Consider the following 12519-nt stretch of genomic DNA (forward strand, 5'->3'; position numbering starts at 1 on the left):
GGCTTCTCCCCCCCCCCCACTTTGCCCCCCCCTCGAACCCCCCCCTGCCCCCGCCGCGGGGCCCCCCCCCGGCCCCCGGGGGGGGGGCCTCCTCGTTCCCGTACCGGGACTCAGTCCTCGCCGAGGTACGCCTTGCGCACCGACTCGTCGTGGAGGAGGTCGCCGCCCGTGCCCGAGAGCACGATCTTGCCGATCTCCATCACGTGACCGTGGTCCGCCAGCGCCAGCGCGGCCTGGGCGTTCTGCTCGACGAGCAGGATCGTGGTGCCCTGGGCCTTCAGCTCGGCGATGGTCGCCATGATCTTCTGCATCATGATCGGGGAGAGACCCATGGAGGGCTCGTCGAGCATGAGCAGCTTGGGCTGGGACATCAGCGCCCGGCCCATGGCGAGCATCTGCTGCTCACCGCCGGAGAGCGTGCCGGCCGCCTGCTTGCGACGCTCGCCCAGGATCGGGAAGAGGTCGTAGGCGCGCTGCACGTCCTTGGCGATGCCGGCGCCGTCCTTCCGGAGGAAGGCGCCGAGGAGCAGGTTCTCCTCGATGGTCATGCGCGGGAAGATGTGCCGGCCCTCGGGGGAGTGGGCCAGGCCCAGCGAGACGATCTTGTGCGCGGGGATCTTGCGCAGGGACTTGCCCTCGAACTTGATCTGCCCGCCGACCGGCTTGAGGAGCCCGGAGAGGGTCCGCAGGGTGGTGGTCTTCCCGGCGCCGTTGGTGCCGATGAGGGTGACGACCTCGCCCGCCTCCACGGAGAAGGAGATGCCCTTGACGGCCTCGATCTTTCCGTAGGCGACGCGCAGGTCCTCGACTTCGAGCAGTGCGGTCATGCGTCGTTCTCCTTGCCCGGAGCGGCGTCCTTCGCGGCGTCCGCCGCGTCCGCCGGGGTGTCGTCCTCGGCCGGGGTCTCCCCGGCCGGAGCGTCGTCGTCCGCCGGGGCCTCGTCCGCCGGGGCCTCGGCCTCGTCGGCTCCGTCCGCCGGAGCCTCGTCGGCCTCCTCCGCCGGAGTCTCCTCCGCCGGGGCGTCGGTCTCCGGGGCGTCGGTCTCCGAGGCGTCGGTCTCCGGGGCGTCGGCCTTCGGAGCCTCGGCCTTCGGGGACTCGTCGATCGGCTCGCCGAGGTACGCGGCGATGACCCGCTCGTCGCTCTGGACGGTCTGGCTGTCGCCCTCGATCAGCTTCTGGCCCTGCACGAGCACGGCGACCCGGTCGCACAGGTTGAAGATGAAGCGCATGTCGTGCTCGATGACGAGCACGGCGATGCCCATGTCCCGGATGGCGAAGATGAGTTCCTCGGCCGCCCGGGTCTCCTGCGGGTTCATGCCGGCGGTCGGCTCGTCCAGCAGGATCAGGCCCGGGTCGCTCGCCAGCGCGCGGGCGATCTCCAGCTTGCGCTGCTCGCCGTACGGCAGGTTCTTGGAGAGGTGCTGCGCCTTCTCCGCGAGCCCGACGAACTCCAGGAGCTCCATCGCCCGCTTCTCGGAGGCCGCCTCGGCCCGCTTGAAGCCCGGCCCGCGCAGCAGGGCGGACCAGAGGCCCTCCTTGGTGCGGGTGTGCCGGCCGACGAGCACGTTCTCCAGGACCGTCATGTTGTTGAAGAGACGGATGTTCTGGAAGGTACGGGCGATGCCGGCCGCGGTGACCTTGAAGGACTTCGGCGGCAGGACCTGGCCCTTGTAGCGGACCTCGCCCTCGGTGGGCACGTACAGACCGGTCAGGCAGTTGAAGAAGGTGGTCTTGCCGGCGCCGTTCGGGCCGATCAGACCGACGATCTCGCCGCTGTTGACGGTGAGGTTCACATCGCGGACGGCGGTCAGACCGCCGAAGCGCATGGTGACCCCGCGCGCGTCCAGCACGGTCTCGCGGGCGGCCGGCTCCGCGGTGGCGTCGGCCTTGGTGGTGGTCGTCGTCATGGTTCAGGCACCTGCCTTGGCGGGCGTGGCGTCAAGCGCCGGCTGCTCGTCGTGCTCGTGGAACTCCAGCTGACGCCGCTTGTCGGCGACGATGCCCTCCGGACGGAAGCGCATGATCAGCACGAGCGCGACGCCGAAGGCGAAGAGCTGGTACTCGCCCATGAACTGGAGCTTGTTCGGGATGAGGAAGAGCAGGGCGGCACCGACCAGGGGGCCGCTCATCGTGCCCATGCCGCCGAGGACGACGGCCGCGAGCAGGAAGGCGGAGTTGGGCGGGATGGGACCGGCGAAGAGGTACTGCTCCGGGGTCACCGTGTACGTGACGTGGGCCTGCACCGTACCGGCCAGACCGGCCAGACCGGCACCGAGCGCGAAGGCGATCAGCTTCACCCGGAAGCCGTTGATGCCCATCGCGAGCGCGGCGGTCTCGTCCTCGCGGATCGCCACCCAGGCGCGGCCGATGCGGGAGTCGCCGGAGCGCCGGAAGACCAGCACGACGACCGCCGTGATCAGCAGCATCAGGAAGAAGTAGTTGGCGAAACGGCCGATGGTGAAGCCGGCGATGGTGTGCGCCTGCCCGAAGTCGAACCCGAAGAAGTCCAGGTTCGGGATGGACGCGATGCCGTTGGAGCCGTTGGTGATGTCCGGGCCCGAGGTGCCGTCGGTGTTCATCACCGTGATGCGGAAGATCTCACCGAAGCCGAGCGTCACGATGGCGAGGTAGTCGCCGCGCAGCCGCAGGGTCGGCGCGCCGATCAGGACACCGAAGACCACCGAGGCCGCGGCGCCGACCAGGATCGCCGCCCAGAAGGGGAAGTGCACGCCGAACGGCGAGGTCGGGGCGCCCGAGACGAGAGCCGCCGCGTAGGCGCCGACGCCGAGGAAGGCGACGTAACCGAGGTCGAGCAGACCCGCGAGGCCGACGACGATGTTCAGGCCCAGGGCGACCGTGGCGAAGATCAGGATGTAGACGCCGAGCGTCGCGTACTGGTCGTCGGTCTGGGTGAAGGGGAACAGCGCCGCGGCGATGAACGCGCCCGCGATCGACAGGTTCTGGTGCTTCGAGGTGAGCTGCGAGGCGTGCTTGAGGAGACCCGAGGCGCCGATCGCGGCGAAGCCGAGGCCGGCCGTGATCAGGAAGCCGAGGAACAGCTCGTCGTACTCGGTGCCGATGCCGTAGGTGAAGATGCCGAGCGCCAGGCCGAGGATGACCGCGATGATCAGGATCTCGACGGCGGACGGAAGCGGGCGGAGCTTCTTCACCGGGTGGGGGGCGGAGAAGGCGGCCTTGGTGACGGCCCACTTGTTGCGCCCGCGCTGCATGAGCTGGTCCCGGAAGGTGTCCTCCGGGTCGACCGGCTGCACCTCCGGGCGCTTGAAGGGCAGCGACAGGGCGGCCAGCAGGGTGACCAGGGAGGTGACCTCGACGATCACACCGCCGGGCTCCAGGTTGACCATGCCGCCGAGCTCGATGCTGATCGCGTCGACCGTGAACCGGGCGATGGCGAAGGTGGCGAGCGCGGCGAGGCGGACCGCGCCGTCGGCGCCGGCCGGGGTCAGCCAGCGCGTGCCCTTGACCCCGTACGAGGAGAGGGCGAAGAGGGCGGTCAGGACACCGAGCACCAGGACCTGGAGCTGGAGGCCGGCCGGGTAGCCGTAGACGGTGAGGTCGCCCGGGAAGCTGGGGTCCCAAGTCCAGGCGAGGAAACAGCTCGCCACGGTGAGGACGGAGCCGCCGAGGACGACGGCGCGGGCGATCCCCTCCGGGAGGAAGCGGATCAGACCACGGTCGGCGGTCTTCACGGCCCCCTCGGCGGCGGGTGCCTGGGGGTTCTCGGAGATGGTGGTCATGGTGCTCACGCCCTGTCCGCGACGCGCTCGCCGAGCAGACCCTGGGGCCTGGCGAGGAGGACGACGATGAGGAGTACGAAGGCCCAGACGTTGGCCCAGGACTGGCCGCCGAGCTGCTCCATACCGGGGATCTGGTCGACGTAGGCGGTCGCCATGGTCTCGGTGACGCCGAGGACGAGGCCGCCGATCATGGCGCCGTAGATGTTGCCGATGCCGCCGAGGACGGCGGCGGTGAACGCCTTGAGTCCGAGGAGGAAGCCCATCTTGTAGTCGACGACGCCGTACTTGAGGCCGTACGCGACGGCACCGACGGCGGCGAAGATGGCGCCGAGGGCGAACGCGATCACGATGATGCGGTCGGTGTTGACGCCCATGAGCTTCGCGGTGTCCGGGTCCTGCGCCGTGGCCTGCATGCCGCGCCCGGTGCGGGTGCGCATGACGAAGAAGGCGAGGAAGGCCATGCAGATCGGAGCGGCGATCACCAGGAAGACGTCACCGGTCTGGATGGTGACCGGGCCGAGCTCGATCGGGCCGCCGGGGATCTGCGGGAAGGTCCGCGCGGACTTCGCCTCCGGGTACCAGATCCAGACCAGGTACTGCAGGGCGAGCGAGAGGCCGATGGCCGTGATGAGCGGGGCGAGACGCGGGCCGCCGCGGAGCGGTCGGTAGGCGAAACGTTCCGCTCCGACGGCTATCGTCGTCGCGACGATCACGGCACCGATGATCATGAGGGGCAGGGCGATCCACATGCTCGTGCCGCCGGGCAGGATGAGCCAGACCGTCAGGGCCCCGAAGCCGCCGGTCATGAAGATCTCGCCATGGGCGAAGTTGATGAGCTGGACGATGCCGTAGACCATCGTGTAGCCGACGGCGACCAGCCCGTACATGGATCCCAGTAGCAGGCCGTTGACCAGCTGCTGCGGCAGTTCGTTCACCGCATTGTCCTCCGAGACTTTCGACGGATATGACACCGCGCGGGGTGCCTGTGGTGTGCGGCCCCCCGCGCGGTGAAAGGTGGTGCTGAGTGGGGTGGAGCTGAGGATCAGCCGCCGAAGCCCTCGGTCACTCGCCGAAGGTGCCGGACTTGACCGGCGCGAAGGCGCCGCCCTTGACCTGGTAGACGGTCAGCTGCTTGTTGGTGGTGTCACCGAACTCGTCGAAGGCGACCGAGCCGGTCACGCCCTCGAAGGAGACACCCTGGAGGGCGTCGACGACCTTGGCGCGGGCGTCCTCGGGGAGCTTGCCGCCGTTGCCGTCCACGACCTTCTTGACGGCCTCGATGATCGACCAGGTCGAGTCGTAGGAGTAGCCGCCGTAGGCCTCGAAGGCCTCCTTGTAGTTCTCGGCCTTGTAGTTGGCCAGGAACTCCTTGGCGGAGTTGAGGGACTCGATCGGGGCGCCGACGGAGGTGGCGATGTCGCCCTCGGCCGCGGCGGCACCCGCCAGCTTCACGTACTCGGGGCTGAAGAGCGCGTCACCGCCGACGACGGTGACCTTGGCGCCGGCCTCCTTGATCTGCTTGGCCAGCGGGCCGGCGGCCGGGTACTCGCCACCGTAGTAGACGACGTCCGCGCCGGAGTTCTTGACCTGGGTGGCGACCGCGGAGAAGTCCTTGGTGTCCGGGTCGATGTGCTGGGTGCCGACGACCTTGCCGCCGAGCTTCTCCCACTCGCCCTTGAAGGTGCCCGCGAGGCCGGCGCCGTAGGTCTTCTTGTCGTCGATGATGAACGCCTTGGTCTTCTTGGCGTCCTTGAAGACGTACTGGGCGGCGAAGGGGCCCTGGATGGCGTCCGTGGTGGCGGTGCGGAAGTACGACTTGTAGCCGCGCTTCTTCTCGCCGGAGGCCCAGTTCGGGCCCTGGGACAGCGCCGGGTTGGTGTTGGCCGGGGAGACCTGCACCAGCTTGGCGTCGTCGAAGACCTTCTGCATCGACTCGGCGACGCCGGAGTTCAGCGGGCCGACCACGCCGAGGACGGTCTTGTCGGCGACCAGCTTGGTGGCGTTCTGCTGGCCGGCGGAGGGCTGGGCCTGGTCGTCCAGGGTGACCAGCTTGAAGGTGACGCCCTTGACGTACGCCTTCTTGTTGGCCGTCTTGACCGCGAGGTCCGCCGAGTTCTTGATGCCGAGACCGAGGGCCGAGAGCTCACCGGTGAGCGGGGCGTCCAGGCCGATGGTGACGGTGACGCCGCCGCCCTCGCCCGAGCTGTCGCCGCCCTTGTCGTCGCGCGAACCGCAGGCGGTGAGAGTGAGTGCTCCCGCGGTGACCGCGGTGGTGAGTATGAGCAACGAACGGTTTCGCACGAAGGGTCCTTTCCCAGGCGCGGCCCCCTCTGCCGAGGCGGTGCCGTGGAGCTGCGGAGCAAGAGGTGCCGTAAGTGAATGCCGGGCCGTACTGAGTGGCGGTACGAGGCCGTGCAGTAGGTCGCGCCCAGCGGCGCGGTAACTGGCGGTGACTCTAAGCGCAGGTGGGGAGGGTCGGGGAGCGGCGAGGGAAGGATGTGACTGTCTTGTTATGCCGACGGGTGGAGCGAGGCTGAGAGGTCCGGGTAAATCGGGGCATAGCGGCCTGTAACACGGTGTTCACATCGTGAGAACGTGCAGTTCCGCTAAGGGGCTTGAGTGAATCTTGGTGCTGACGTGGATCTTTGGTGGCTCTCCGGATATCGGACAGGGCGCCCGATCTGAGCGGACGGATGTCAAGCCTCGGCGCCCCGCCGGCGCCTCCCGTCGACGATTACCCAGTGTGACGAAAACTGCCTGCCGAAAGGTCGGTCGGTAGCCCTCCGTTCGGCTGGAACTCGTCGCTCTCGAACGTACCTCCGAGGCCCGGGAGTTGGGGGTGGGTGGCGTGAAAGCGTCATCCCTATGCGGGAGTTGGGGCGCAGACGGTGACCATGGGCGGGACGGGCGCGTGGGGGTGGCGCGACCGGAGTTCCCGCGGGTACGCCGAAGGGGGCGGCGCGCCTCCGCGCACCGCCCCCTTCGGCGAGTCCGGCCGACCGGCCCCGGCTCAGGCGCCGTTGGGCTTCCCCGGGGCCGGCAGGTTGCCGGCGTCCTTCGGGTCGATCTCCCGCAGCATGCAGGTCAGGCGGGCCGAGCAGACCCGGCGCCCCTCCTCGTCGCTGATGACGATCTCGTACGTGGCGGTCGACCGCCCGCGGTGCACCGGGGTCGCCACGCCGGTCACCAGGCCGCTGCGGGCGCCGCGGTGATGGGTGCAGTTCAGGTCCACGCCCACGGCGATCTTCGACGAGCCGCCGTGCAGCATCGAGCCCACCGAGCCCAGGGTCTCCGCGAGCACCGCGGAGGCGCCGCCGTGCAGCAGCCCGTACGGCTGGGTGTTGCCCTCCACCGGCATGGTGCCGACGACCCGCTCGGCCGAGGCCTCCAGGATCTGGACGCCCATCCGGTTCCCCAGGTGCCCCGCCGAGAACAGCGCCGGCAGGTCCACGCCGAGCGCGGCGTACTCGTCGATGACCTCCTGCGGGAACTTCACGTGCTGCTGCTCACCCATGCCCGGCTCCGTTCGTCTTCGTACGGTCGATCCTTCCGTCGCCCGGCTCACTGAGCAAGCGCTTAGGCGGACGGCTGCGGCGATTCTTCCAGACGCACGACGACGGACTTGCTCGCGGGGGTGTTGCTGATGTCCGCCGTCGACTCCAGCGGCACCAGCACGTTCGTCTCCGGGTAGTACGCCGCCGCGCAACCCCGGGCCGTCGGGTAGTGCACCACCCGGAAACCGGGCGCCCGCCGCTCGCTGCCGTCCGTCCACTCGCTCACCAGGTCCGCGTACGCCCCGTCGGCGAGACCGAGCGCCGCCGCGTCCTCGGGGTGCACCAGGACCACCCGGCGCCCGCCCCGGATCCCCCGGTAGCGGTCGTCCAGGCCGTAGATCGTGGTGTTGTACTGGTCGTGCGAGCGGAGCGTCTGGAGCAGCAGCCGACCCTCCGGCACCCTCGGGTACTCCACCGGCGCCGCCGTGAAGTTCGCCTTGCCGGTCTTCGTCGGGAAGCGGCGCTCGTCGCGCGGCGCGTGCGGCAGCGCGAAGCCGCCCGGACTCGCCGCCAGGCGCGCGTTGAAGTCCTCGAAGCCGGGCACCACGCGCGCGATCCGGTCCCGCACCGCCGCGTAGTCCGCCTCGAAGGCCTCCCACGGCGTGGCCGACCCCTCGCCGAGCACCGCCCGCGCCATCCGGGCCACGATCGCCGGCTCGGAGAGCAGGTGCGGGCTCGCCGGCGCCAGGTTGCCGCGCGAGGCGTGCACCTGGCCCATCGAGTCCTCGACCGTCACGAACTGGCGCCCGCTCCGCTGCACGTCCTTGTCCGTGCGGCCGAGCGTCGGCAGGATCAGCGCGCGGGTACCCGTCACCGCGTGCGAGCGGTTCAGCTTCGTCGACACGTGCACCGTCAGCCGCGCCTTGCGCATCGCCGCCTCGGTCACCTCGGTGTCCGGGGTCGCGCCGACGAAGTTCCCGCCCATCGCGAAGAAGACCTTCGCCTCGCCGTCCCGCAGCGCCTGGATCGAGCGCACCACGTCGAAGCCGTGGTGGCGCGGCGAGACGATCCCGAACTCCTTGTCCAGCGCGTCCAGGAAGGCCGGCGCCGGTCGCTCGAAGATGCCCATCGTGCGGTCGCCCTGCACGTTCGAATGCCCGCGCACCGGGCAGACGCCCGCGCCGGGCCGTCCTATGTTCCCCCGGAGCAGCAGCAGGTTGACCACCTCGCGGATGGTCGGCACCGCGTGCTTGTGCTGGGTCAGGCCCATCGCCCAGCAGACGATCGTCCGCTCCGAGGCCAGCACCATCTCCAGGGCCCGCTCGATCTCCGCGCGGGACAGCCCGGTCGCCGCGAGGGTCTCCGCCCAGTCGGCCTCCCCGGCCGCCGCCGCGAACTCCTCGAAGCCGTGGGTGTGCTCCCGTACGAACTCCTCGTCGACCGCCCCCGGGGTGTCGAGGACCAGCTTGTTCAGCAGCCGGAAGAGGGCCTGGTCGCCGCCGATCCGGATCTGGAGGAAGAGGTCGGTGAGCGCCGCCCCGCGCAGCATGCCCCGCGGCGTCTGCGGGTTCTTGAACCGCTCCAGGCCGGCCTCCGGCAGCGGGTTCACCGAGATGATCCGCGCCCCGGCCGCCTTCGCCTTCTCCAGCGCCGACAGCATCCGCGGGTGGTTGGTGCCCGGGTTCTGCCCGGCCACGATGATCAGGTCCGCCCGGTGCAGGTCCTCCAGGGAGACGCTGCCCTTGCCGATGCCGATCGTCTCGGTCAGCGCCGACCCCGAGGACTCGTGGCACATGTTCGAGCAGTCCGGCAGGTTGTTGGTGCCGAACTCGCGGGCGAAGAGCTGGAGCAGGAAGGCGGCCTCGTTGCTGGTCCGGCCCGAGGTGTAGAAGAGCGCCTCGTCGGGGGAGGAGAGCGCCTTCAGCTCCTCCGCGAGGATCGCGAAGGCCCGCTCCCAGCTCACCGGCTCGTAGCGGTCGGCGCCCTCCGGCAGGTACACGGGCCGGGTGATCCGCCCCTGCTGCCCCAGCCAGTAGCCGCTCTTCTCCGCCAGCTCCGCCACCGGGTGCGCGGCGAAGAACTCCGGCGTCACCCGCCGCAGCGTCGCCTCCTCGGCGACCGCCTTCGCGCCGTTCTCGCAGAACTCCGCCAGGTGCCGCTTGTCGCCCTCGGGCCAGGCGCAGCCGGGACAGTCGAAGCCGTCCTTCTGGTTGACCTTGAGCAGCGTCCGCGCGGTGCGCACGGCACCCATCTGCTCCTGGGCGATCCGCAGGGTGTGCCCGATGGCGGGCAGACCGGCGGCGGCGTGCTGCGGCGGCGTGACCTGGGGTGCGTCCTGGACCGGGTCACCGGCCGGCGGCTTGCTGACCATCGCGCTCTCCCTTGAGCGGTAATCCTGCGGCGTATGAGCGGTAATCCTGCGGCGTACGTCTCCGATCCTGTCACGCGGTACCGACAGACCCGGCACCCGACCGGTGTGGAGGGGATTGTCGGTGGGCCGTGGCAGGATCGTCCCGTGGCCGAGACAGCATCGAAGACCCCCGCAGACACCCGCCCCCGCCTGCTCCTCATGGACGGGCACTCGCTCGCGTACCGGGCGTTCTTCGCACTGCCCGTGGAGAACTTCACCACCGTGACCGGGCAGCCGACGAACGCGATCTACGGATTCGCGTCGATGCTGGCGAACACCCTGCGCGACGAGGCGCCCACGCACTTCGCCGTCGCCTTCGACGTGTCCCGCAAGACCTGGCGCTCGCAGGAGTTCCCCGAGTACAAGGCGAACCGCTCCAAGACCCCCGACGAGTTCAAGGGCCAGGTCGAGCTGATCGGCGAGCTCCTCGACGCCATGCACGCGCCGCGGTTCGCGGTCGACGGCTTCGAGGCCGACGACATCATCGCCACCCTCGCCACCCAGGCCGAGGCCGCGGGCTTCGAGGTCCTCATCGTCACCGGCGACCGGGACTCCTTCCAGCTGGTCACCGAGCACACCACCGTGCTCTACCCGACCAAGGGCGTCTCCGAGCTGACCCGCTTCACCCCGGAGAAGGTCCAGGAGAAGTACGGCCTCACCCCCAACCAGTACCCCGACTTCGCCGCCCTGCGCGGCGACCCGTCCGACAACCTCCCCGGCATCCCCGGCGTCGGCGAGAAGACCGCCGCCAAGTGGATCAACCAGTTCGGCTCCTTCGCCGAGCTGGTCGAGCGCGCCGACGAGGTCAAGGGCAAGGCCGGGCAGAACTTCCGGGACCACCTGGACTCCGTCAAGCTCAACCGCGTCCTCACCGAGATGGTCCGGGACGTCGAGCTGCCGAAGACCGTCGCCGACCTCGCCCGCGAGCCGTACGACCGCAAGGCCGTCGCCCTGCTCCTCGACACCCTGGAGATCCGCAACCCCTCGCTGCGCGAGCGGCTCCTCGCCGTCGACCCCGGTACCGCCGAGGAGGCCGAGCCCGCCCCCGCCCCCGGCGTCGAGCTCGACTTCACCGTCCTCGGCTCCGGCGAGCTCGCCCCCTGGCTGGCCGAGCACGGCACCGGGCCCCTCGGCGTCGCCACCGTCGACAGCTGGGGCCTGGGCACCGGCGGCGTCTCCGAGATCGCCCTGGCCGGCGCCGGCGGCGAGGCCGCCTGGTTCGACCCCAGCGAGCTGGACGAGGCCGACGAGCGGGCCTGGGCCGGCTGGATCGCCGACCCGGAGCGCCCCAAGATCCTGCACAACGCCAAGGGCGCGATGCGGGTCTTCCCCGAGCACGGCTGGAGCGTCGCCGGCGTCACCATGGACACCGCGCTCGCCGCCTACCTGGTCAAGCCCGGCCGCCGCTCCTTCGCCCTGGACGCCCTCTCCCTGGAGTACCTCGGCCGCGAGCTGGCCCCCGCCGCCGCCACCGAGGGCCAGCTCGCCTTCGGCGCCGAGGACCACGCCGAGGCCGAGGCCCTGATGACCCAGGCCCGTGCCGTCCTCGACCTGGGGGCCGCCTTCGAGTCCCGGCTCGACGAGGTCGGCGCCCGCGGACTGCTGTACGACGTGGAGCTGCCGACCTCCGTCCTCCTCGCCCGCCTGGAGCGGCACGGCATCGCCGCCGACCGCGACCACCTGGAGGCGATGGAGCAGCAGTTCGCCGGGGCCGTGCAGCAGGCCGTCAAGGAGGCCCACGCCTCCGTCGGCCACGAGTTCAACCTCGGCTCGCCCAAGCAGCTCCAGGAGGTCTTCTTCGGCGAGCTGAACCTCCCGAAGACCAAGAAGACCAAGACCGGCTACACCACCGACGCCGACGCGCTCGCCTGGCTGGCCGGCCAGACCGAGCACGAGCTGCCGGTGATCATGCTCCGCCACCGCGAGCAGGCCCGGCTCCGCTCCACCGTCGAGGGCCTGATCAAGACCGTCGCCGCCGACGGCCGGATCCACACCACCTTCAGCCAGACCGTCGCCGCCACCGGCCGCCTCTCCTCCACCGACCCCAACCTGCAGAACGTGCCGGTGCGGACGGACGAGGGCCGCGCCATCCGGCACGGCTTCGTCGTCGGCGAGGGCTTCGAGTCCCTCATGACCGCCGACTACAGCCAGATCGAGCTGCGCGTCATGGCCCACCTCTCCGAGGACGAGGGCCTCATCGAGGCCTTCACCTCCGGCGAGGACCTGCACACCACCGTCGCCTCCCAGGTCTTCGGCGTCGAGCGCTCCGCCGTCGACGCCGAGATGCGCCGCAAGATCAAGGCCATGTCGTACGGCCTCGCCTACGGGCTCTCCGCCTTCGGCCTCTCCCAGCAGCTGAACATCGACCCGGGCGAGGCCCGCGGCCTGATGGACACCTACTTCGAGCGCTTCGGCGGGGTGCGGGACTACCTGCGCCGGGTCGTCGACGAGGCCCGCGCCACCGGCTACACCGAGACCATGCTCGGCCGCCGCCGCTACCTCCCGGACCTCAACAGCGACAACCGCCAGCGCCGCGAGGCCGCCGAGCGGATGGCGCTCAACGCCCCCATCCAGGGGACGGCCGCCGACATCGTCAAGGTCGCCATGCTCAAGGTCGACCAGGCCCTCGACCAGGCCGGCCTCGCCTCCCGGATGCTCCTCCAGGTCCACGACGAAATCGTCCTGGAGATCGCCCCCGGCGAGCGCGAGCGGGTCGAGGCCCTCGTGCGCGAGCAGATGTCCGCCGCCGCCGACCTGCGCGCCCCGCTCGACGTCTCCGTCGGCGTCGGCCCGGACTGGGACTCGGCCGCGCACTGATCCCGCGAGGCTCCGCCGGTGGCCGCACCCCCTCGCGG

General features: G+C 70.5%; 8 protein-coding genes. 1 reads left to right on the plus strand and 7 read right to left on the minus strand.

Going from position 1 to position 12519, the window contains the following annotated elements:
• Positions 1–110: 110 nt before the first annotated feature.
• From ACFQ8C_RS34495 to ACFQ8C_RS34525, 7 genes are all read right to left on the minus strand, one after another.
• Positions 111–827 carry an ABC transporter ATP-binding protein gene (locus ACFQ8C_RS34495; RefSeq protein WP_383465507.1) on the minus strand — a complete coding sequence of 239 codons (717 nt, stop codon included), beginning with the start codon at positions 825–827 and terminating at the stop codon, positions 111–113.
• The gene (locus ACFQ8C_RS34500; protein WP_383465509.1) at positions 824–1909 is read right to left on the minus strand and encodes an ATP-binding cassette domain-containing protein; all 1086 of its coding nucleotides are present in this window, start codon (positions 1907–1909) and stop codon (positions 824–826) included. Before ACFQ8C_RS34500 ends, ACFQ8C_RS34495 begins: the two co-directional genes overlap by 4 nt.
• Before the next feature lie 3 nt (positions 1910–1912).
• The gene (locus ACFQ8C_RS34505) at positions 1913–3760 is read right to left on the minus strand and encodes a branched-chain amino acid ABC transporter permease (RefSeq protein ID WP_383465521.1); all 1848 of its coding nucleotides are present in this window, start codon (positions 3758–3760) and stop codon (positions 1913–1915) included.
• 5 nt (positions 3761–3765) lie between these two features.
• Positions 3766–4695, minus strand: coding sequence for a branched-chain amino acid ABC transporter permease (locus ACFQ8C_RS34510; protein WP_383465511.1), 930 nt, complete (start codon positions 4693–4695; stop codon positions 3766–3768).
• Positions 4696–4822: 127 nt separating this feature from the next.
• A complete protein-coding gene (locus ACFQ8C_RS34515) occupies positions 4823–6061 on the minus strand; it encodes a branched-chain amino acid ABC transporter substrate-binding protein (protein WP_383465513.1) in 1239 nt (412 codons plus the stop codon).
• Between the two features lie 709 nt (positions 6062–6770).
• The gene (locus ACFQ8C_RS34520; protein WP_383465515.1) at positions 6771–7274 is read right to left on the minus strand and encodes a PaaI family thioesterase; all 504 of its coding nucleotides are present in this window, start codon (positions 7272–7274) and stop codon (positions 6771–6773) included.
• Between the two features lie 62 nt (positions 7275–7336).
• A complete protein-coding gene (locus ACFQ8C_RS34525) occupies positions 7337–9625 on the minus strand; it encodes an FdhF/YdeP family oxidoreductase (protein WP_383465517.1) in 2289 nt (762 codons plus the stop codon).
• A gap of 144 nt (positions 9626–9769) precedes the next feature.
• Here ACFQ8C_RS34525 and polA point away from each other — a divergent pair, with 144 nt between their 5' ends.
• The gene (gene polA, locus ACFQ8C_RS34530; protein ID WP_383465519.1) at positions 9770–12481 is read left to right on the plus strand and encodes a DNA polymerase I; all 2712 of its coding nucleotides are present in this window, start codon (positions 9770–9772) and stop codon (positions 12479–12481) included.
• Positions 12482–12519: the final 38 nt, after the last annotated feature.

This window comes from Streptomyces sp. NPDC056503, assembly GCF_042794995.1.
In the GTDB taxonomy this organism is placed as follows: domain Bacteria; phylum Actinomycetota; class Actinomycetes; order Streptomycetales; family Streptomycetaceae; genus Streptomyces.